The 22,815-nt window shown below is 60.0% G+C and carries 16 protein-coding genes; 2 read left to right on the plus strand and 14 right to left on the minus strand.

Features of this window, described 5'->3' with window-relative positions; genetic code table 11:
• Nucleotides 1-59: 59 nt before the first annotated feature.
• Nucleotides 60-404, plus strand: coding sequence for a cupin domain-containing protein (locus FBY02_RS23575; protein ID WP_047698397.1), 345 nt, complete (start codon nucleotides 60-62; stop codon nucleotides 402-404).
• Between the two features lie 74 nt (nucleotides 405-478).
• On the opposite strand, the gene gntB is transcribed toward FBY02_RS23575, so the two are convergent.
• The 8 genes from gntB to FBY02_RS23615 form a co-directional block, all read right to left on the minus strand.
• Nucleotides 479-1,417 (minus strand): guanitoxin biosynthesis L-arginine gamma (S) hydroxylase, encoded by a 939-nt coding sequence (gene gntB, locus FBY02_RS23580; protein WP_256662552.1) that lies wholly within the window; start codon nucleotides 1,415-1,417, stop codon nucleotides 479-481.
• Nucleotides 1,418-1,545: 128 nt separating this feature from the next.
• Nucleotides 1,546-2,661: an aminotransferase class V-fold PLP-dependent enzyme gene (locus tag FBY02_RS23585; protein ID WP_144930508.1), complete on the minus strand. Its 1,116-nt coding sequence runs from the start codon at nucleotides 2,659-2,661 to the stop codon at nucleotides 1,546-1,548.
• Nucleotides 2,658-3,872, minus strand: coding sequence for an MFS transporter (locus FBY02_RS23590; protein ID WP_144930509.1), 1,215 nt, complete (start codon nucleotides 3,870-3,872; stop codon nucleotides 2,658-2,660). The genes FBY02_RS23585 and FBY02_RS23590 overlap by 4 nt, the downstream gene beginning before the upstream one ends.
• Nucleotides 3,869-5,173 carry a hypothetical protein gene (locus tag FBY02_RS23595; protein WP_144930510.1) on the minus strand — a complete coding sequence of 435 codons (1,305 nt, stop codon included), beginning with the start codon at nucleotides 5,171-5,173 and terminating at the stop codon, nucleotides 3,869-3,871. Before FBY02_RS23595 ends, FBY02_RS23590 begins: the two co-directional genes overlap by 4 nt.
• On the minus strand, nucleotides 5,170-6,231 hold the full coding sequence (locus tag FBY02_RS23600) for a low specificity L-threonine aldolase (protein WP_144930511.1): 1,062 nt from the start codon (nucleotides 6,229-6,231) through the stop codon (nucleotides 5,170-5,172). The genes FBY02_RS23595 and FBY02_RS23600 overlap by 4 nt, the downstream gene beginning before the upstream one ends.
• 12 nt (nucleotides 6,232-6,243) lie before the next feature.
• Complete coding sequence (locus tag FBY02_RS23605) at nucleotides 6,244-7,206, minus strand: proline dehydrogenase family protein (RefSeq protein WP_144930512.1); 963 nt, start codon at nucleotides 7,204-7,206, stop codon at nucleotides 6,244-6,246.
• Between the two features lie 233 nt (nucleotides 7,207-7,439).
• Nucleotides 7,440-8,327, minus strand: coding sequence for a 3-hydroxyisobutyrate dehydrogenase (gene mmsB / locus FBY02_RS23610; protein ID WP_144930513.1), 888 nt, complete (start codon nucleotides 8,325-8,327; stop codon nucleotides 7,440-7,442).
• Nucleotides 8,328-8,337: 10 nt separating this feature from the next.
• Nucleotides 8,338-9,864 (minus strand): CoA-acylating methylmalonate-semialdehyde dehydrogenase, encoded by a 1,527-nt coding sequence (locus FBY02_RS23615; protein ID WP_144930514.1) that lies wholly within the window; start codon nucleotides 9,862-9,864, stop codon nucleotides 8,338-8,340.
• Nucleotides 9,865-10,003: 139 nt separating this feature from the next.
• Here FBY02_RS23615 and FBY02_RS23620 point away from each other — a divergent pair, with 139 nt between their 5' ends.
• A complete protein-coding gene (locus FBY02_RS23620; protein ID WP_144930515.1) occupies nucleotides 10,004-10,951 on the plus strand; it encodes a LysR family transcriptional regulator in 948 nt (315 codons plus the stop codon).
• Here the strand turns inward: FBY02_RS23620 and FBY02_RS23625 are convergent.
• The 6 genes from FBY02_RS23625 to recC form a co-directional block, all read right to left on the minus strand.
• Complete coding sequence (locus FBY02_RS23625; protein WP_144930521.1) at nucleotides 10,948-11,400, minus strand: OmpA family protein; 453 nt, start codon at nucleotides 11,398-11,400, stop codon at nucleotides 10,948-10,950. The two genes, FBY02_RS23620 and FBY02_RS23625, sit on opposite strands and share 4 nt — an antisense overlap.
• Before the next feature lie 73 nt (nucleotides 11,401-11,473).
• Entirely contained in the window at nucleotides 11,474-12,724 is a 1,251-nt protein-coding gene (locus tag FBY02_RS23630) for a diguanylate cyclase domain-containing protein (RefSeq protein ID WP_144930516.1), read from the minus strand.
• Complete coding sequence (locus tag FBY02_RS23635) at nucleotides 12,721-13,296, minus strand: YfiR family protein (RefSeq protein WP_144930517.1); 576 nt, start codon at nucleotides 13,294-13,296, stop codon at nucleotides 12,721-12,723. The genes FBY02_RS23630 and FBY02_RS23635 overlap by 4 nt, the downstream gene beginning before the upstream one ends.
• Nucleotides 13,297-13,431: 135 nt before the next feature.
• Nucleotides 13,432-15,522 carry an exodeoxyribonuclease V subunit alpha gene (gene recD, locus FBY02_RS23640; RefSeq protein WP_144930518.1) on the minus strand — a complete coding sequence of 697 codons (2,091 nt, stop codon included), beginning with the start codon at nucleotides 15,520-15,522 and terminating at the stop codon, nucleotides 13,432-13,434.
• Entirely contained in the window at nucleotides 15,519-19,208 is a 3,690-nt protein-coding gene (gene recB, locus FBY02_RS23645) for an exodeoxyribonuclease V subunit beta (protein ID WP_144930519.1), read from the minus strand. The genes recD and recB overlap by 4 nt, the downstream gene beginning before the upstream one ends.
• Nucleotides 19,205-22,657 carry an exodeoxyribonuclease V subunit gamma gene (recC, locus tag FBY02_RS23650; RefSeq protein ID WP_144930520.1) on the minus strand — a complete coding sequence of 1,151 codons (3,453 nt, stop codon included), beginning with the start codon at nucleotides 22,655-22,657 and terminating at the stop codon, nucleotides 19,205-19,207. The genes recB and recC overlap by 4 nt, the downstream gene beginning before the upstream one ends.
• Nucleotides 22,658-22,815 lie beyond the last annotated feature (158 nt).

Raw genomic sequence — 22,815 nt, forward strand, 5'->3', positions numbered from 1 at the left:
AGGAACGCAGACGCCTATAGGGTGCCTCTTCAGCTTACGTCCAAATGCCCGGAGTCCACATGACCGCACCTATCACCGTCCTGCGCGATACCCATCCGCTGCCCGTACTCGATGCCTGCAAATGGGAGAAGCTCGAAGGCGACCCGCACACCGTCAACCTCAACGCCTACACCAGCGAAGATGGCAACAAGATCATGGGCACCTGGATCTGCACGCCGGGCAAATGGTACGTGGAATACGTGAAGTGGGAATACTGCCACTTCCAGGAAGGCTACTGCATCATCACCCCGGAAGGCATGGAACCCATCCATCTGCGGGCCGGTGACATCTTTGTCATCGAGCCTGGAATGAAAGGCACCTGGGAAGTGGTTGAAACCGTGCGCAAATACTTCGTCTTTGCCTGACGCGGTTCGATACGCCTGCGGCCGATGCGCTGTGCTCGCCCGATGCGAACACAGCGCAGGGCCACAACCTGTCGCTACACCGTAACGTTTATGGCGCTGATCTTGCCGCTTCGGTACGCCTCCAGTATCTGATGGATGCTGGACCGGGCCTCTCCCCTCGCCGTGAAAATCCCTCCACAGCCGCGGTTCGCGGCGGCGTAGCTCTCATCGTCCATCAGGATCCGGTGTGCCTGCTTCAGGTTCCAGAACGGAACACCGGCAAACAAGTGATGCGTTAGATGATAGTTATCGCCATGCATGCCGATGAACAATCTTTCGGGCAAGGTCGGGAAGCGATTGCGCGTCAGCTTCACCTCCTCCTTGTACACACCGAACATGCCGAAGTGCTCGGAAATCTCGGAGAACCAGCCGATCACCTGGAAGGCCGTGAAGTACGGAATCAGCCAGAACAGGACATAGCCCCATGGACCGACGAAGTAGCTCAACAGCAACAGGATGAGCCCATGCACCGCCAGAAGCTTCACGCCCTGTAGCGGGTTGGCAAGGATGTCACCGGCACGATTCTTCACCAGGTAGAGGAAATACTTGTAGGTGTTGACCAGCGTCACGCTCCTGAACAGATGCCGGGACAGGAAGTCCAGGCGATCCTGGGCTTCATACAGGCCGGACTCGATGTAGAAGCGATGATCGGGATCCTTGTTCTGATCGCCCAGATGGTGGTGATGCATCTGTACATGGGAGCGACGGTACGCTTCGTAATTCTGGAAGATCGGATAAGCCAGTAAATACTCGCCGACCCACTTGTTGAACATTTTGCTCCGGGCCAGGGTCATGTGCGCCGCTTCGTGCAAAAGCGATGCGAGGGCGCGCTGTCGAGAGCCAATGAACAGTAGCGCCAGCGGATACAGAAAGTTATAGCGATGGCTCAGGTAGATGGCCGAGGCAATGACCATCAAATCCGCGCCAAGGGCAACCAGCCAATGCCAGTTATCCTTGTGGTACAGGGGACGCAAGCGCTGCCTTAGTTCAGCTGAAGGATTAAACCTAGTCATATCGTTCATCAGAATTCCCTTTCTAGATCCAACGTGATTACTACAGACGCCCACGGTTTCTGCCTTGAAGTTTCGTGCCCTGCGCCGGGTTATATCTGCTCCAGCAAAGAGATGAATTCATCCGCCTCGCGAACAGTGTTCCGGGCATTGATGGAGATTCGCACGAAGCGCTCATGCCCCTGCTTCAACATGAAGTACGGGGTATGGGAGGCATACCCCGGCCAACAGTTGACTCCTCGGGCGCGCAGGTAGCCGACGACTTCCGTCGCCGCACAGCGAGCATGAGTAAAAGCGATGATGCCTTGATGATGCGTACCCGGCGCAATCAAGTGGACGTCGGGCATGCGGGCCAGACGCTGGAAAAGAGTTCGGTAGAGCTCGGACTCTTCGCCGTAGGCACTCGACAAGCGTTCCTTGATCGCCCGGTTCAAGCCCACCACTGCCGCGTTGTTGCGTTCGGCAAACTCAAAACCACGGGCATCGTCGAGACGCCGATGGACCACCCCGGATAGATCGACACCGGCCCGGCCCAGATCGGTGAAACGCGGTTGCGCGCAGGCCATGAAACGCTCGGAAAGATAGGCGAATCCCGTACCTCTAGGCCCACAGAGAAACTTCCTGCCGGCCGCCGTCAATACGTCGCAGCCAATGGCCCGCACATCCAGTGCAAGCATGCCCGCCGACTGACAGGCGTCGACAAAATACAGGCCTGGGTAATCGCGCAGAATGTTACCCACCGCGACGATGTCATTGACGATGCCGCAGCAGGAAGGCACATGGACGAGCGAGACGAGCTTGACCTCGGCGCTCATGTTCCGGGCCAACCATTGCAGGTCCAGGTTGCCATCGGCCAACAACGGCATCACCTCGACCACCACCCCGTGCAGGCGTTGCAACGTGGACAATGCAATCAGGTTGCCCGCATATTCGTAAGGCGTGACCAGAACCCGCGCGCCCTCGGTCCAGGTCAGCGACTCCAACGCGGTTACCCAGGCCTTTGTCGCCCCATCGAACAACGCGATGTTGCGCGCCTCGGCGCCGAGCAATCGGGCGATGTTTTCATAGACCTCGACGTCCAGTACCGGAGAATGATTCAGCTCGGTTTCATAGGCGCCCAGCTCGAACTCTTCCTGCAAGTAACGCTGCATCCGGTCCAGCGTCTCTCGGGACATGAGTCCCGAACCGGCCGTGTTGAAATGAATCATGAATGCCCCCCGCGCCTGGAGCCCAGGAAGTAGAACAAGCTGGCCGCGACCACACACAGCGACAGGACGTAGAACATGGTCTGGGGCGCATACAACGACAACACCGCCCCACACAGTACGGGCCCCAGCGCCGCCCCCAGGTTGGACAGGTTCTGCGCGCCGTAGTACACGCCCCGCATGTCTTCCGGCGCGATGTAGTCAATGAACAGATATTCCGCCGGGATAATGATGATTTCCCCCACGGTGAAAATGATCATGGCCACCACCCAGACCATCCAGCCGTGGGCATAAGCGAAACCCAGGAGCCCGGTGATGAAGAACAACATGCCCAGCAGCAACATACGCAACAGATTGTTCTGATGGATCCTGGAGCCGACCAGGTATTGCAGGCCGATCACCACGCAGGCGTTGGTGGTGACCAGGTAGTTGATGATCCGGTAGGTGTTTTCCGGGTCGCTGGTCACGATCAGATACTGCGAGAGATAGGCGGTGAACTGTCCGAATACGATCGCACTGAGAATGCCGCCGATCGTAAAGCAGACCAGCCGGTAATCACGCCCCAGATGAACCAGAACACGAGCGAAGTCATTGTTCGGACGCTCCGCGCCAGCTCCCTGGGGAAGGCGTTCGCCCAACACGCTGTACAGCCCCACGAACCCCACGCCAATCATTGCCGAAACCGCAAAGGGCAGACCAGGGCTGAACTTGGCGAACAACACGCCCAGAAACGGACCGATGGCGTAACCGACATTGGTCAGGGTGTATTTCATGGAAAATACGCTTCCCCGTTTATCGGCAATCACCAGGAAACCGATGCCGGACTTCACGGCGATATCGATCACGGAATAAGAGAGGTTCACCATCACGATGGCGATGATGAACGGCACCAGGCTGGCAACCTGGTAGGCCGCGGCAAATGCCAGGGCAAACAAGGTGGCCGCACCGAGCAGGATGCGATAGTTGGAAAACCTGTCCACCAGGAAACCGCCATAGACCCCCAGCAATGAACTGACGATCAATGCACCGCCTACCACCAGACCGATGTCCGTCACGCCCAGGCCAAATACCTGGGAGCAATAGACCACCAGATAAGGCAACGCCAGCGCCCGGGCAACGGTCAGGATAAACGTCGCTGACAGCAGCAGAATCACAGGCCTCGTATAAACCCTGGCCCCGTCCTGCACCACCAACTCTCCCGAAATGTCGTTCATGCCAGCATGGCCCTGTAGACATCGGGCTCATCCTCACGCAGCAACTCGATGCTTTTCTGGATGGCCGCACGATCCTCACCGAGGATGAAAACGTGGCCCGGGCAGTTTTCCAGGGATATGGTTTCCTTGAGCATGCCCTCATCCTGGATCTTGATGCTGTGCACCCCGGGGATCGCCTTCCACCGCGCCAGCTCAGGCGCCCTCTGGATCTGACCGGCCTGCCGAGCGATCAGAAACACGCAGCTCGAATGGAAGTAGAGCCGGGTTCTCGGCCGCTGACGGTAGTCGAGAAAGGCCTGGGGGTTGACCAGCGAGTCGATCCACAGACTCAACTGGTTATGCCCCAGGGCGCGGGTATAAGCCGACAGATCGATACCGCCCGGCATACGTGCCGCAGTTTCAAGCAGTACGGGCTCATCGTCGACAATCATCAGTTCGCTGTGACCGACCCCTTGGCGGATACCGAGCGCGTCGAGCACGGAAAAAATGTAACGCGACAGGCGTGCGTAGACATCGGCATTGTCCACCGGACACATCAACTGGTTGTAGTCGTGCACTGGCGAATCGCCAATCCGCGTGCGATAGACGCGGATGATTTCGCTGACATAGTGCTGGCCGTCGACACTCACGGTGTTGACGCAGTATTCGATATCTACATCACTGGATTTGCTCGCCGACAGCTCCGACTTGAAATCCGAGTTATCCAGGTACTGCTGAACCAGGACTTCTTCGTTGCTTTCGAGAAAAAGATTACGGCTCGACTTGATCGCCTCGAATGCCCGCTCGACCTCGCCCTCACAGGTGCAGATATGGATATTATCGGAGCCGGCGCTTTTGATCGGCTTCAACACCACGGGCAGGATCCTGTGTTCTTTGACCCACTCCTGGATGGCCGTCAATGACGCCGACTTGAAATGCCTGATCGACCGTACACCAGCCTGCTGCAGCGCCTCATGCATTTCAAACTTGTCGCGCCAGCGAATGGCATGACGCGGATCATTGCGTCGCGTTACATCAAACAATTCGGCCAGGTGAGCGGCCAGCTCCACACCGAACTCGCAACCGGCCAGCACGAACTGGACCGAATAGCCGGCCAAGGCCTGGCGTAATTCGGCATCCGAGCTGTAGAGAATGTCTTCGATAAAATCGGCGGGGCGAAACCAGGGCTTGTAGAACTCGTTGACGTTGGCGGTCGAACGCAGATGCACGCAGTCAAATCCACGGGAGATGAAAGCGGGCGCGATCAGGCTGCCGATCGAATAGGCATCGACGATCAGGACCACATTTTTCTTGTAGTTCACTTGATCGTCTCCCCAGCCTGACTGAGCGCACGGACGGCGTCCTTGATGATACCGGCGGCTTTGTGGATATCGTCGCGGGTAATGTTGATATGCGGCATGAATCGCATTTCCCGGGCGTTATAAGGCAGCCCGCCTACGCCTTGCTTGCGCAGGTAGCCTGCGAACTGCATCGGGGTGATCTCCAGCGAGGCAATATCCAGCGTCACCATGTTGGTGCCCTTATAGCGAGCGGGCGCTTCGTCGATGTCGTTGAGCAATTGATGCAGCAGCGCCGCGTGCTCATGATCTTCGGCCAGGCGTTCGACATGATTGTGCATCGCATAAAGCCCGGCAGCCGCCATCATGCCGGCCTGATGCAAGTCGCCTCCGAACCATTTACGGTATTTCCTGGCACGCTGTATCAGCTCCTGGGAACCCACCATGATCGAGCCGATTGGCGCGCCCAACCCCTTGGACAGGCACATGGACAACAGATCGGCATTGTCGGTATACGAGGTCACATCAATGCCGGAAGCAATGGACGCATGAAGGATGCGTGCGCCATCAAGGTAACGATAGGCGCCGATATCCTGGGCATAGGTAAAGACATCGTTCATCTGCTGCAGAGGAAAGATCGCGCCGCCCTTGCAGCCAAGCGTGTTTTCGATCACCACCACCCGTGGCAGGGCGTAGTTCTGGCTCCAGCGGCATTTGGAGGCGTGGAGTTTTTCCAGGTCACTGACCGTGAACAACCCGCTGTCGTGGGTTGAAAGCGAAAAGTTGACCCCGGAAAATGCCGAAGTCGAGGCGGACTCATAGAAGTTGATGTGGTAGGAGGCGTCCAGGAATATCTCGTCACCCGGGTTCGTCATGGCCTTGATAGCCAACTGGTTGCTCAACGTGCCGCCTGAGGTGAACAGCGCCGCTTCCTTCTGGAAGTATTGGGCGCAGTACTCTTCCAGTGCACGCACCGTCGGATCTTCACCGAAACAGTCGTCCCCCACTTCAGCCTGATAGATCGCCTTGCGCATGCCTTCCGTTGGCTTGGTTACCGTATCGCTTCTGAGATCGATAAACATGAAAGTGCTCCCTTAATAACCTGCGCCAAAGACAATGCGAGAAGGGTCGTAGAAGTCGGCCAGGGCCTCGAGGACATTGACAGGCGACTCCGCCAACCGATGCAGGAAATGCAGGTACCAGCTATCGCCATAGACCGCCGCGATACGACAGGCCAGCCCGGCATCCTTGGCTTTGCGCAACGCCTCGGGTTGCACGCCGTGGAGCATTTCCAGCTCCTCGATGCGGGAATGGAAACCCTGTTCGAAGAGCTGCTTGATCAGGTTCGGATCTTGCGTTGCGCAACTGACCGGAATCCCGGCGTCGAGGATGTCGGCCAGCAGTGTCAAATAGCGCCCATCAAGTTCAGCGCCCCGGGGAAGAGCGACTTCGGGCGCCTCGTTATAAACGCCCTTGACCAGCCTGATCTTACGGCCATAACCAATGATGGCGGGTAGATCATTCACCGTTCTATGCAAGTGTGCCTGCACAGTGAGACCGACATTGGAGTGATCGGGCGCCAACTTGGAATACACTTCCAGGATCTTATCGACCGCCGAAGAGTGCTCCATACTGATCATCACGGGAATATTATGTTTCGCCGCAGCGGACAAAAGGGTGGTGGCATTACGATATGCAGTTTCCGGAGATATCAGCATCCCTACCGCACTTAAATCGAAACCTAACTGGGGAGTTAATTTGGCTTTAGCGAAAGTCTGGATGGATGCCAGGTATTCATCGACAAAAGACTGTACGACGCGCGGGTCATGGTTTTCTTCGCCGACATATTCGACACCGAGCTGATAACCCTTGTCGTAGAGCAGTTGCAGCTTGGCAGGCAGGCCTTCCAGATTCGACGAGACTATATAACGCTGAGCGGCGCGCTCGAATAACCTGAAGAACAGTGAGTCTTTATTGAAAGCGTCTCGACACTCTTGATTCAACGCCAACTTTTTAAGGCCGGCAGAGGTAAGTACGCATGTTTCCTGCGAAGGCATGGGTATCGCTCCTTGATATGTATCGCTCGTCCTGAGCGCCGAGTATTGTGCAATGATTTATTTCTGTCAACACTCCATAAACACAATAAACCCGAGTTAATTCACTGGAGTTTCATGGATATAAAATACAGGAATAAGCAGGGGGCCTACACTAAACAGGGTTTATTACAGTTTCAATAAGCAACTCGTGGCGAGGGTTACTCATCCTCGCCACGGTGCACCGCCTCACGCGCTTATTGAGGCTTGCGATAGCTGTTAACGATAGCCGAAAAATCCTTGCCGCCCTCGCCCCTCTGGCTCATCGCCTGATACAACTGCTGCGCCACTGCGCCCAGCATCACCGGCTGATGAACCTGCCTCGCGGCTTCGGTGGCCAGGCCCAGGTCCTTGAGCATCAGGTCAGCACCAAAGCCACCGGTGTAGCCACGGGAGGCGGGGGCCGTTTCGATCACGCCCGGCCATGGATTGTAGGTATCCGAACTCCAGCAACGCCCCGTGGAACTGTTGATGATGCCGGCCAGAACCTGGGTGTCGATCCCCAGGGCGTCGCCCAGGGCCATGGCCTCGCTGACGCCCACCATCGAAATCCCAAGTAGCAGGTTGTTACAAATCTTGGCGATCTGGCCGGTGCCGACCTCGCCGCAATGGACGATGTTACGGCCCATCTGCGCCAACACCGGCTGCAAGCTGGCGAACAACTCGGCGGTGGCGCCGACCATGAAGGTCAACGTGCCGGCCGCCGCGCCGCCGGTGCCGCCCGAAACCGGCGCATCGGCCATCGCCACGCCTTGTTTGGCGGCAGCGGCCGCAATGTCGCGGGCGGTCTGTGGGTCGATGGTGCTGCAATCGACCGCTGGCGTGCCGGCGGCGATGCCGGCCAGCACGCCACCCTCACCCAGCCAGACGCTGCGCACATGGGCGGCGGCCGGCAGCATGGTGATCACTAGTTCCGCCCCTTGGGCTGCATCGCGGGGCGAGGCGCTGACCGTGCCGCCCAACGCCGCGAGTTCAGCCAGCACGGTCTGGTTCAGGTCGAACAGGTTCAGCGAATGGCCGGCCTTGAGCAGGTTGCGCGCCATGGGCGCGCCCATGTTGCCCAGGCCGATGAATGCGATGTTCATGTCCGACTCCTTAGCGCAGATTGATGGTGGTGTTCACACCGTCATTGACGCTGTCATCATCGAACCAGCGTGCGGTAACGGTCTTGGTCTGAGTGTAGAACTGCACCACCTGTTTGCCGTACGGGCCAAGGTCACCGAGCTTCGAACCGCGGGAGCCGGTGAAGCTGAAGAACGGCACCGGCACCGGAATCGGGATGTTGATCCCTACCTGGCCGACGTCGATTTCACTCTGGAACTTGCGCGCCGCCGCACCGCTCTGGGTGAACAGGCCGGTGCCATTGCCGAACGGGTTGGCGTTGACCAGGGCAATCGCCTCGTCGAGGGTGTCGACTTCCAGCACCACCAGCACCGGGCCGAAAATCTCTTCGGTGTAGATACGCATCTTGTTGGTCACGCCGGAAAACAGCGTCGGCCCGACGAAGTTACCCTCTTCGAAGCCCGGCACGCTGACGCCCCGGCCATCGAGCTCCAGCTTCGCCCCTTGCTGCACGCCGCTCTCGATCAATTCGAGGATCCGTGCCTTGGCCCGCTTGGAGATGACCGGGCCGATGTCGGTGCCCGGCTCGCTTCCGGCGTTGACCTTGAGCTTCTGCGCCAACGCTTTCAGTTCCGGCAGCCATTGCCTGGCCGCGCCCACCATCACCACCACGGAAGTCGCCATGCAACGCTGGCCCGCCGCGCCGAAGCCGGCCCCCACCAGGGCGTTGAGGGTTTGTTCGCGGTTGGCATCCGGCAGCACCACCGCGTGGTTCTTGGCGCCCATCATCGACTGCACGCGCTTGCCATGACGCCCCGCCAGGTCATACACATGGGTGCCGACCGCCGTCGAGCCGACAAACGACACCGCCTTGATGTCTTTATGAGTGCAAAGGGCATCCACCACGTCCTTGCCACCATGCACCACGTTGAGCACGCCCGCCGGCACACCGGCTTCCACGGCCAGCTCGACCAGCAACATGGTCGACAGCGGATCCTGTTCCGACGGTTTGAGGACAAAGGTGTTGCCGCAAGCGATGGCCATGGGGAACATCCACAACGGAATCATCGCCGGGAAGTTGAACGGGGTGATACCCGCACAGACACCGATCGGCTGGCGCAGCGTGTAGGTGTCAACGCCACCGGCGACGTTCTCGGCAAACTCGCCCATCTGCAGGGTGCCGATGGAGCAGGCGTGCTCGACCACTTCCAGGCCACGGAAAATATCACCTTCGGCGTCTGCGAGGGTCTTGCCCTGCTCGGCGCTGAGCACAGCGGCAATGCGTTTGGAATGTTCGCGGATCAGCGCCTGGAGCTTGAGCATGATGCGCATCCGCGCGCCGATCGGCGTCAGCTTCCAGGTCTGGAAGGCACGTTGGGCAGCTGCAATGGCGGCATCGACTTCCGAGGCGGTGGCAAACGGGACCTTCGCCAGCACTTGCTGGGTGGCCGGGTTGACGATGTCTTGCCATTCGCTGGAACGGGATTCAACCCACTGGCCGTCGATCAACAGCTTGACGGTCTGCAGGGTGGTGTCACTGGGCGTAAGGGAAACGTTCATGCTGGCCTCCGGGATTGTTCTTATAGAGAGCGTTGATTCAGCAGAAACCAAGGCGCAAAGACACCCTTGGTGATGAGACGATTTTTGGAGTATAGATGTGCAAACTTCTAATAAGAACGCACATAAAAACCGGTCCATCATGCAAAAAAACATCACCTCCCTCGGTTCGCTGAACTGGGACGACCTCAAGTTTTTCCTGGAAGTGGCCCGCACCCGCAAGGCCAGCACCGCGGCCAAGCGCCTCGGCGTCGACTACACCACGGTGTCGCGCCGCATCGGCTCGCTGGAAGCCTCGTTGGGTACGTTGCTGTTCGAGAAATCCCGGACCAACGGCTTCGTCCTGACCGCCGAAGGCCAGCGCCTGCTGAGCTACGCCGAATCGATCGAAAGTACCCTGCACATGGCCTGCGAACAGGTGTCCGGATCGGGCGTCGCGCTGTCCGGCCATGTGCGCATGGGCTGCACGGAAGGCTTCGGCAGCTACTTCATCACGCCGCAATTGAGCCACTTCGTCGACGCCTACCCAGCCATTTCGGTGGACATCCTGCCGCTGCCGCACTTCATCAGCCTCTCCAAGCGCGAGGCCGACATTGTCATCGCCCTGGAGCGCCCCGAACATGGTCCTTACGTATGTTGCAAACTCTGTGACTACCGGCTGCAGCTCTACGCCACCCAGCCCTATCTGGACAACCACCCGCCCATCCAGCGTCCGTCGGATCTGAGCAAGCATTCGTTCATCAGCTATGTGGATGACCTGGCCTTCAGTTCGGAGCTGCTCTACCTGGCAAACGTGCTGCCCGACGCCAACGCCCATCTGCGCAGCACCAGCGTGATCGCGCAGTTCGTGGCGGCGCAGCAAGGGCGCTCCCTGGCGATTCTGCCGTGCTTCCTCGCCGCCCAGGATCCACGGTTGCTGCCAGTCCTGCCGGAGGACATCACCATCACCCGGCAGTTCTGGATGTACTGCCGCGAGGACCTGCGCAAGCTCAAGCGGATTACGTTGTTGTGGGATTACATCCGGGAGGTGACTGAACAGAATCGGGCCCTGCTGATGGGCGCGACCCGGGAAATGGTGTTTGCCGATTAGTCGGCAATGACCACGATGGCCACGCGACGGTTCTCCGTCCGGCCTTCGACCGTGTCGTTGGAGGCGACCGGTTTGCTGCTGCCCAGGCCGCGGGATTGGACGTTTTCTTCGCGCATGCCAACGCCAATCAGCACCTTGCTCACGCTACTGGCCCGACGTATCGACAGTTGATCGTTATAGGCCTGGGAACCCGATGCGTCGGTATGACCATCGACACGCACCCGTTCGATTCCGGCGCCCAGCAGCGCCTTGCCGATTCGCTCGACGATCTCGGTGCTGGCTTCATTCAGGCTTTCCACGTCGCTGCCAAACAGCACCTTGCCCGACAGGCCGAACGCCCACCCCTCGTCGGTCAGTTTGAATCCTTGCTCCTTGAGCACGGCAATCTGCGCAGGCGTCAGGCCTTTTGGCGGGGCCGTCTGGCAACCGCTCAGAGCCAGGACGGCCATGAACAGAAATGAAATGAATAGTTGCGGGACAGATTGAGGGTATGAACGCACGCGTCAGCTCCTGGTGTTGAAGTTAAGCAACGGGGTGCTCCGTCCCCGTCGAATGTTGGCCGCCTCGGGCAAGGCGCTTGGCCTGGTACATCGCTGCGTCGGCGGCATGCAGCAAAGCGCCCGGAGTGGCGCCATGATCGGGATAGACCGCAATGCCGACACTGAGCGACGTCAGCACCGAAGCATTACCGGGCAATTGAATCGGTATTTCCATACTGGCGATGATTTTCTCAGCGATCCGTTCGGCGTCCTCGATCTTGTGCAACGGCGCAAGCAGCACCGCGAACTCGTCCCCCCCAAGGCGCGCCACCAGGTCATCCTCACGAAGCTGGGCACGGACCCGGGTCGCCACCGCTGTCAGTACGGCATCGCCGGCAGCGTGGCCGAAATTGTCATTGATGCCCTTGAACCGATCACTGTCCAGGTACAACACCGCCACTTGCTCGTCGAGCTTGCTGGCGTTGCGCAAGGCACGAATCAGCCGCCCCTCGAAAAACGCCCGGTTCGGCAGCCCGGTCAGGCTGTCGTGGCTGGCTTGGTGGGCCAGGGTTTCGTTCTCGCTCTGCAGATGGGTCTGCCAGGATTCGAGTTCGGCGAGCAGCGCGTTGAAGTCGTTGCCGAGGTTATCCAGTTCGGCGATGGCAGCCGGCGGTACCCGTCGGTCCAGGGCGCGCTCGCTGCGTGCCGCGTGGGCCACGTCCGCCAGACTGCGCAAGGGACCGGTGATCGCCTGCAACTGGCGCCTGGCCAGATAAAGCGCCACCCAGGCGCTCACCGCCGTGCACACGATGATTCCCGCCAGGCCGCTGAGCAAAAAGCGCAACAGACTGCCACCATGCCCCGCAAGATGGACACTGCCAACGGCTTGCCCTTGATGAAGGATCGGCACGCTGATGGGTTTTTCCAGGAAGGCCTTGGCGATATGCATCTCCAGTTCCGACAACAGACCGGTTTCCGGTCGCTGCCAATGCGCCAGCAGGCGGCCATGCTCATTGAATACGCGGGCGTCGGCGACCTCTTCGGTGGTGGCAATCAATGCCAGCGCCTCGGTGGCAGCCACCGAGTCATCGAATACCACGGCCGCCTCCACCGTGTAGTTGATCGACCGTGCGATCAAGTGCAGGTTGTGATCGGCATAAACCCGTAATGCAAGCACTCCCAACAAAGTCAGGGAGACACTCGCCATGGTCACTGCCACCAGCGCAACGATCAGATGGCCGCGGCCGATGACCGAGCCCAGGGTGGGACGGACACGCGAGGCTGGCAGGCTCATGGCGCTGCCGACCTGCGACGTGAAAGCTGCAGGACACTCGGGTGGATGCGTACGCCACTGCGCGCGACCGAATCGAGGTTGACCTCGAACGCCACCTGTTCATCGCCCACCCGCAGACAGAACAGGCTGCCCACGGTGCACTGGTCACCGCCTTCGCTGATGCTCAATACCGGTTTGCCGATCAAGGAGGCAAACAGTTGGGTGTGCTCATCGGCAGTCAATCTGCCGACATAGACCGCGTTGCATTCATCGGCGATGCCAGGGTAATCCGCCAGCAAACGTCGCACATTCACTGTTCGGCCAGTGGCTTGGGTAGTGCCTTTGACCAGATCGTCGGTGTATTGGGTCGGACCGACAATGCAAAGCTGCAGCTCGGTAGGCTCTATGGGCCAACGGGCGTAGCTGAGAATGCCCAATACGACTTGGGTCACCGCCTCGGCCCGCATCTGCGCGTGACTTATGGACTCCTGGTTTTCAGCCACCAGGACAGGCGACAGCAAACACAAAAAACCGGCAAGCAGATAACGCCTCCAGTCCTTGGCGCGCAGTGCTTGCTGAACAGCTCCACCCATGGAAACTCTCTTGATCGATCCAATAAACGTCGGAACGATAGCACAGTGCCAAAAAGCCAGCGAGACAACGTCTTACGGTGGTTTCCGACAGAAAAACGACGTCATTAAAATCCCTTGCCATGAACCTCTGTGCACTCAGCTGCGCAGCTCCAGATCCAGCATCAACCCGCTCAGGCGCTTGACCTTGCGCCGAACCGCTTCCTCGAATATTCCCGGTCGTGGCTCGATCAGGCTGAACCACTGCTTGGCCCGGGTAATGGCTGTGTACACCAGCTCCTTGGTCAATACGGGGTTCAGCGCATCCGGGAGAATCAGCGCCGTATGAGTGAACTCCGAGCCCTGGGATTTATGCACGGTCATGGCATACACGGTTTCCACATCATTCAAGCGGCTGGGCAGGACGAAGCGCACACCGCCCTGTCCGTCGTTGCGAGGGAAGGCCACCCGCAGGACCTGCCTGCCCACATCCGACCCATCGCGCTCGGGCAATTTGAGGGCAATCCCGATATCGCCGTTCATCAAACCCAGACCATAGTCGTTGCGGGTCATCAAGACCGGACGGCCTTCATACCACTGGTGGTCGCTGTCGATAAGACGGGCCTTGAGCAGCGCCGCGGTCACTCTCTGGTTCAACCCTTCGACGCCCCAGGGGCCTTTACGCACAGCACAGAGCAATTGGAAAGCATCGAACGCAGAGAGGACGTCCCGGGCCCAATCGACCCAGCAGGCATCCTCCAATGGACGGGACGCCGCCGGCCGTCGTTGTCGCAGCAGGCTCAGGTAATGCCGATAGCCCTGGGGGCCTTCTGCCTGGCCTTCAAGCAGCAAGCGCTCCAGCGCCCCATCATGCTCGCCCTTCAATGCCAGGGAAAACAGGTCGGCATGGCGCTTGCCCACCAGCAACTGGCGCGCCTTTTCGGGCTGCTGTTGGTTGACCCATCGAGCCAGTTGGCCAATACCACTGCCCTCGCCAAAGCGACGGGAGTGCCGGAGCATGACCACTTGCTGTGCCAATGGATGGGAGCCATCGATGTCTTGCTGCAAATCAGCGGCTGACAGGTCTTCGCCACTGACCGACTCAAGCCAGGCGCGGGTTCGGGCGTTGTACCAGCCCTCCTCGGCATCCCGACACAAATCCGCCAGGACCGCACCGGCTTCCACCGAGGCCAACTGATCCTTATCCCCGAGCAGCACCAACCGTGCATGAGGCGGCAGCGCATCCAGTAGATTGGCCATCATTTCCAGGTCGATCATGGATGCCTCGTCGATCACCAGTACGTCCAGTGGTAACCGATTCCCCCCATGGTGCCGAAAATGTCGGGTCCCCGGCCGGCTGCCCAGCAACCGATGGACAGTAGTCACGTCGCAAGGAATCCGTTCGCGCACGGCATCGGGGACATCCAGGGTCCGGACCTGCTGGCTGATGGACTCGGTCAGCCGCGCCGCCGCCTTGCCGGTCGGCGCTGCCAGGCGGATCCGCAGCGGCTTTCCGGCTTCGACGGCGGGCGCCTGAAGCAGCGCCAGCAAGCGCACGACAGTGGTGGTCTTGCCGGTGCCCGGGCCGCCGGTCACGATGCTGAAGGCACCCCGGGTCGCCAGGGCACAGGCCAGTTTCTGCCAGTCGATCAGACCCGCGGCCGGCCCGAACAGCCCGTTCAAGCGTTCGCTCAGATCGACGGGGGCGACCTCCTGTTCGGCCAGCCGTTGACGCAACGCCTCATCGATCCGCCGCTCATAGGTCCAATAGCGCCGCAGATAAAGGCGTTTACCGGAGAGGACCAACGGGCGTTGCCGTGCTTCCTCACGCTCATCTGCGGCCAGGGCCACCAGGGGGCTGAAGGCCAGGATCTTGCACCAATGGGCGCCCTCCAGGTTCCGCAATATCTGCGATGGCAACAACATCACACCGGTTTGCGAATCTCCCTCGGGGGGAAGCGACAAGGCAAAATCCGGTTCCTTGAGCGTTTCGAACAGATCCAGACAGACATGCCCATGGCCCAGCTGATGACTGGCAAGCGCCGCCGCGAGCAGCACCAATGGATCGTCGTCGGGCGCCAGCTCATGAAGGAATGCGACGAAGGCTTTGTCCAGGGCACGCAACCAACCACGCTCGACCCAGCGCGTCAGCAACAGCAGCAGGTCATTCGCACGGTCCAAAGGCGCCAGTTCGGCCAGGCTTTCGTCATCCGACGATGTGGGCAGCAGATCGACAAAGGTCCGACTCATAGCAATTCTCCCTGTACCCATGCCGGCTCGGCCTTGGGCTCGGGCGCCCCTTGGAAAAGGCGATCCAATTGTTCGATCAGTGCTCGCGCGGGCTTGGTGAAATAGATCCCTTGACTGGCCGCACGGGTGCCACGGAGGAACAGGTACAGCGCACCGCCGACATGTCGGTCGTAGTCATAGTCGGGCAGCCGCGCCTTGAGCTGACGATGCAGCGCCAGCAAGTACAGTACATATTGCAGATCGTAGCGATTTTCGAGGATCGATTGCTCCATGGCCTGAGGGGTGTAAGCCGTGTCATCGCTTCCCAACCAATTGGATTTGTAGTCCGCCACGTAATATCGCCCTTCATGCTCGAAGGTGAGATCGATGAATCCCTTGAACATACCGTTGAGCAGCACCGGCTCGGCGGCGACGCGGGCCACACCGCCATGGGTGAATCGGCAAACCAGCTCATCGAGCTTGAGCACATCGACCTTGTGGCTGGCGAACCAGAACTCCATCTCTACCTGGAACCGGGTCAGGTGCTCAAGCACCACCGGCGGCTGATCGTTGCCGATGCGCATAGGCGTTGCTACCAAGTGCTGCAACCAATCGTTGAGCGTCGTGATCCAGCCTGTCCAGCCTCGACGGTTGCAACGCCGCGCAATGGCGTCCTCGACGGCCGTTGGAGCGACGGCAAACCCTTCTCCGGCGATCCACTCCAGGAGGCCGTGGAGGAAAGTGCCGGGGTTGGGCCCGCGAGGGAAACGGTGAATGTCCCCCCCGATGGCGACCACCTCCCTGGGCGCATCAGGATCAAGCCGCTCATCGTCGAACAGTTTCTGGGCCTGGGGATCTTCCGGCGCCGTGTCGCTGCCCGCACTCAGGGTCTCACCGATGCGCAAGGCGCTATAGGAGGCGATCCACCAGTTTTCGCTGGCTTTGCGCACCGGTCTCAAGGGGTCGAGCAGCACGGCGTCGTTGCGCGCAGGTCGATAGCGTTCGTCGGTGGACTGAGGCAACTCCTGGTAACTCACCGCAGCACTGCCTTGTTGCAGGTCCTCCAACCAACGCCGCAATTGCGCCGACTCGGGCAGCGGCACACCGCCGCCCAACAGATAACCCAGCGCCGACAGATGCAGGATCGAGCTGCTGTTATTACCCCGCTTGAGATCCGCAACCCCCAGCCAACAGGCATGTTGAGCGCGGGTAAGCGCCACGTAGAGCAGGCGCAGGTCCTCGGCCAGACGTTCGTCATCAGCCTTGGCGACCAGCTCGGCGGAAGGCTTGAGGCTGATCTGCGCCTTGCCGGTTTCATCGTGGTAATGCAGGGGCAACCGGCTGCCATCCACCGGCTTCGTCGAACAGATGAACGGCAGGAACACCAACGGATACTCCAGCCCCTTGGACTTGTGGATCGTCACCACCTTGACCAACTGCTCATCGCTTTCCAGGCGCAGGATCTGTTCTTCTCCAGCTTGACCGGACAAGGCGAGGTGCTCCGCCAGATGCCGGATCAGGGCTTGTTCACCGTCCAGCTCACCGGCCGCCTGTTGCAGAAGTTCGCTGAGATGCAGCAGATTCGTCAGCACTCGCTCACCGTCATCGCGCCTGATCAATGCCTGGGGCAGCTCGAAATCATGCAGCAGGCGCCGCAACATAGGCAGCACCCCCTGGGTCCGCCAGACCGTACGGTAGCCACGGAACTGCATGACTCGCGCCTCCCAGGCCAACTCGTCCTGGTTGAGTCGCTCCAGCTCCGTGAGCGGCAGATCCAGGGTGATGCTCGCCAGCGCGGCCCGCAATGGCCGCTCGGCATCCGGCTCGGCACAGGCCCTGAGCCAGATCAGCAAATCCCGAGCTTCCTGCGAGGCAAAGACCGAATCCTTATCGGACAGATAGACACTGCGTACGCCCCGCACGGATAACTCGTCCCGCACGGCCTGCGCTTCTTTACCGTCACGCACCAGGATCGCAATGTCTGCAGGCAACAGTCCACGCAGGGCTTTTCCTTCCTCGATGAAGCCGTCGCGTCCCGACTGGCCGCCGTTGAGCAGCCCGGTGATTTCACTGGCGCAGGCCGCCGCCATTTGCTGTCGATAGACCGAACCCGAGAGCGGCTTGTCCGACGGCAGGTGCCAGATATTCAACGCGGCGAGAGGCTGACCCGCGACCTGTAAGGCCTCCTTTCGGCCTTGGGCATCAACGGGCAGAAATGGCACAGGATTCCTGTCCGGCGCTTCGCGAAACAGAAAAGCCCCGCGCCCGCTCGGACGGGATTCGGCGTTCTGGAAAATATGGTTTACCGCGCCCACCATGGCGTGGCTAGAACGGAAGTTGGTTCCCAGGGTATGCAGCCTGCCGGCGGTCGCCTCACGGGCACGCAGGTAGGTGTGGATATCGGCACCACGAAAGGCATAGATGGCCTGTTTCGGGTCACCGATCAGAAACAGTCCCGTCTCAGGGTTGTTGTCCTCAATGCGGTAGATGCTTTCGAAGATCCGGTATTGAACCGGGTCGGTGTCCTGGAACTCGTCGATCAATGCGACCGGAAACTGCTCGCGTATCAGGCTTGCCAGGCGCTCTCCACCGTCGGCCAGCAGCGCCGCGTCCAGCCTCAGTAGCATGTCGTCGAAGCCCATCTCCGCGCGTCGACGTTTCTCTGCCTCAAACCGCGTGCCCACCCATTGGGCCGCATGCTGCAACACCGCTGCATCCGGAGTGGGCAAGGCCTCCAGGCTGGCCTTGAGACTGGCCATGGCTTCCAGCCCAGGATGGCTGGGTACATCGCCTTTCCAGGCCTCGGCCATGCCCTCGGGAGTCAACCGCGTAAACCCGGTGCCGATATCCAGGAGCTCGAGGCTCTCGTCATCCACCCAGGCGGAGATTTTCTGAAACCACGGCTCGAAATAGCGCGCCTGCATCTTGCGCCCGTCGACGCTCTTGTTGGCAACGCCTTGCTGGCAGATCTCCAGCAACTCCACCGCCCATTGCCGCCATGGCGCCTTGAGGTCGAGCAACGCGGCACTGCGCTCCTGAAGCGATGCCAGGATGAGCTCGGCAGGCTCAAGCCCGTCAGCATTGCCACGCTCGCTGGAAAACAGCCCCCGCACCCGCGGCAACAGGGCAGCGGGCCCTCCCCAATGGGTGCGCACCCAGTTCAACGCTTCGCCCTGCATCGAGTAGCAGAACAGCCGCCAATAGTCCCGCAGCACCTCGCCGAGCAACTCACTGTGATCGGTTTCCAGGGTTTGAGTAAACAGGCTGCCGCTGTCGAAGGCGTGCTCGCGCAACATCCGCTGACACCAGCTATGAATGGTCGAGACCGCTGCCTCATCCATCCATTGCGCGGCGATGTCCAACCGATTGGCACAACCGGGCCACTGCGCTTCGTCGAACTCGTTACGCAACTGGGCAATCAGTGAGTCGGGGGCCGGAATCTCATCACGAAAGAAACGTGCGGCTTCGGCCAGGCGTGTGCGGATGCGTTCGCGCAGCTCCTTGGTGGCGGCGTCCGTAAACGTCACGACCAGAATTTGTGGAGGCAGCAGCTCGCGACCAAACCCGGTCGCCGAACCACCATGCCCCAGCACCAGCCGCAGGTACAACGCTGAAATGGTGAAGGTCTTGCCAGTACCCGCGCTGGCTTCGATCAATTGGCTTCCGCGCAGGGGAAAAGCCAGGGCCAGAGGTGTCTGCCGACTCATGATTGCGCCTCCTCGCCGATTGCGGAACGCCAGGGAGCCTCGAACAGCGGCCGATAGAGCGCATCGCACCAGTCAGGAAATGTCTCGTCTGCCATCAGGGCATCGAAGTCGACAAACTGCCGGGCCAGGGCCGGACTTTCCCGCCGCTCGCCTTCCGAAGTCAGCCCATCGCCTTCGTAGGTTTTTCGGGCCGCCGCCTCGGCTTTATCCGGGTCCACCTGGCCAAGCCAGGCGAAGGCTGTTTTCACCGCGATCGGAAGTGGCTGGCGCATGCCTGACTGCCAAGCCTGCAACAGGTCGCTGAGCAGTCTTCTCGCAACGGGTTCTTCAAAAGGTGCCAGCAGCAAACTGTCATCACTGGCCACCAATGCGGTGGTCATCGACAGCCCGCTGGCGCACGCCACGAGATGATTGACCCAGGGACGTATCAGGCGGTGCCACTTGCGGGTCCTGACGGAGCCGATGCTGTTGGGTATGGCAGTGATGGCAAGGACCGCGCCGTCGGAGCGTTGGTGCAGGCCACTGAGCCATCCTTCGACACTGACGTCATGCAATTGGAGACTGACAGGCACCGCGCTGGTCAACGGAGTGGGCCATAACGCCAGAAGCTGCTGATATCGCTTGAGCAGATCCGGCAGAGGCTCGATCAGTTCGCGCTGCATGCACTCACCAAAACCCGCCATGGGTAACAGGCCGCTGTTCTGCAGGCGCCTGGCATGGGCCTCCAAGGCAAGATCCGGTTGGTCCAGGCGTACCAGGGCAGCTTCCAGCAAGCTGTCGCTCAGGCTGTAGCGTTGGAGGGCATCGAGCACGAAGGGTTCGTCATCAGCCAACGGGGCTTCGATGGCCTCGAAGAACACCTTTAGTCTCTGGCTGAAAAAGTGGCGGACGGGGTTGCGCAAGAAGTCCTGCAGTTGCCCCAGGCTCAAGGGTTCTTCCTGAACATAGGGTTCCAGCACTTGGCCGCTACCCACAGGGGCCAGGTTGTCGTGGAGTATTCGCCATTCGCTGGCATAGCTGAACAGTTCACTGCCCTGGAGGAAATAACGGGCACTGAACGGTTGCAGGGGATGCTCCTGGGTCAGCGCCTCGAGAAGGACCTGGTTATCGTCCGCCAATCGCCAGCCACTGGCCAGGTGATCCCGCAACTGGCCGATCAACACCGAAGCGGGTCGCTCGCTGTTATCGCGGATACTGCGCCCTACCCAGCTGATATAGAGTTTTTCCCGGGCCGACAGCAGCGCCTCCAATAGGAGGTAACGATCATCCTCCCGCCGGGAGCGATCACCGGGACGATAGTCGCTACCCATGAGATCGAAATCCAACGGCGGCTGAGCTCTCGGATAATCGCCGTCGTTCATCCCCAGCAGGCATACCAGATTGAAGGGGATTGCCCGCATCGGCATCAGCGTGCAAAAGTTGACCGCTCCGGCGAGAAAGCGTTGAGACAACCGACCTTGATCCAGCCCTGCCAGCCAAGCCTCGCGTACCACCGTCAACGGCAATTCATCCTGCAGCCCAACCGACTCGCAGGTTTCCAACCACGTTTCGCGCAGGTCCTCCAGCTGGGCCAGCAGATAGTCGTCATGCTCACTGTCCGCCAGGAAAAACAACTGCATCAGGTCACGCAAACGGGAGCCCCACACCTGCGGGGATGCGGGCTCGGTGAGCGACTGATGGGCGACTTCCAGCGCGTCCAGTAAAGTGGCCAATGGCCCGATCAATGCCGCGTCAAGGCCACCGATTTCGTCATACGGCTCAATGCCTTCATAGGCATCCGAACTGCCGACGGCATATCCCAACAGCATGCGTCGCAGACCAAACCGCCAGCTATTCTGCTCAAGCTCGGCAGGCAGACCGAGCCCGGCGCGATGTTCGGCATTCATGCCCCAACGAATACCGGCACCCTCGATCCAACGGTGCAGTGTCGGCAAGTCGGCTTCATCAAGGCCGAATCGCTTGCGCAGGGCCGGGACATCCAACAAGTCGAGGATTTCGCTGACGGGGAAGCGGCTATCGGGCAGCTTCAGCAAATGCTCCACGGCAATCAGTAGCGGATCACGTCCGCGCTGTCCCTGGTCGGTCAGGGTGAAGGGAATGAAGCGCGGATCCGTCCTGTCGAGCTGACCGAACACGGCACGGATATGCGGAGCATAACTGTCGATGTCCGGGACCATGACGATGATGTCTCGAGGGCGCAGCGTCGGGTCCGCGCTGAAATGAGCCAACAACTGGTCATGCAGGATCTCGACTTCGCGCTGGGCGCTGTGGGCGATATGAAAACGGATCGATCCGTCTCGCTCCGTATCGACGACAGGCCAGCGCTCCCGGGTTTCAGCCAGGGGGCGCAGCTCGAGAATGTCATCCTGCAACTGGCTGAGCAGGGTCGTGGGGTTGCCATCACTGAACAGGTCGATCCGGCCGTCGCGAAACACCGAGCGGTAGCGATTGGGATCATCGTAGCTGTCGAGCAGGTTGATATAGTCACGCCCCTGCTTGCCCCACGCCGCGAGTAACGGATGGGCATGTTGATGCAGAGATTGCGGATCGAGGATAGCGGGCATGCCAGCCTTGCGTGCCTGACGTTTATACTCGTGACGCAACAGGTCCTTGTCGGCCACGATGTCCGCCCAGTGATGGCGACAAGGGTTGTGGACACACAATAGAACCTGGCTGAACCGCGACAGACCGGCCAGCGCCTCCAGGGCCTGGGCCGGCAGCGAGGAAATACCAAACACTATCACCCGTGCAGGAAGTCCTTTCGGAGCGGTTTCCAGGCTGTTGATACGCTCGATATACCGTTGATGGACGCCCGCACGGCTTTGAGCCATGCCTTCTTCTCCCACATCCACCAACAAGGCTCGCCACAGCTCGGCTTGCCAGCAATCGGCAGGCGCAAGCGCCTTGATTTCGCCCCGGACATTTCTCGTCTGGTGCCGGCCCTCCGCCCAGTCCTCCAGCCAGTCGGCCCGGTACACCTGATACTGGTCGAACAGATCGGCAAGGCGCTCGGACAACTGATAGCGCTTGCGCAGGTCAGTGTCGTGGGTGAGGAACCGACGCAGGGGCTCGAAATGAGGCTGTTCGATCAACTGCGGCAAAAGGCGCATCAGTCGCCAGGTGAGCGGGGCTTTATCCAGCAGTGACTTGGCCGGAATCTCATCGCGCCCCAGGACCGTTCTATAGAGTTGCCACATGAAGCTGCCGGGCAGCTGTACATCAATGGCTGCCGCAATGCCGCAGCCGCCGGTATCGTCGTCTTCCGAATCCTCAGCCAGTGCCAGTTTGAGCCATTGGGCGATTCCGTTGCTCTGTACCAGTGCAATTTCATTCTCAAGCGGGGCCAGCGGATAACGTCGCATCAAGCTGATTACCAGGCTGCGCAGCTCATCAAGGCGATTGCCATGAATCACCATGAAGGCTGGGCTGAGGGACGTTGCGTCCGGCATAAAGGCATCCTTGAAAATGCAAAAAGCTAGGGCCGAACCTTAGCATTGTCGGGGGGTTGTAGCGTAAGCGTCTGCCGAAGTCACCTTGCGTGACTCAGGCCGGCACCCACTGATGCGGTAGCAGTTGATCAATCTCACTGGCACGCTGTGTTGGCAGC

It is taken from the genome of Pseudomonas sp. SJZ078, from assembly GCF_007828255.1.
In the GTDB taxonomy this organism is placed as follows: domain Bacteria; phylum Pseudomonadota; class Gammaproteobacteria; order Pseudomonadales; family Pseudomonadaceae; genus Aquipseudomonas.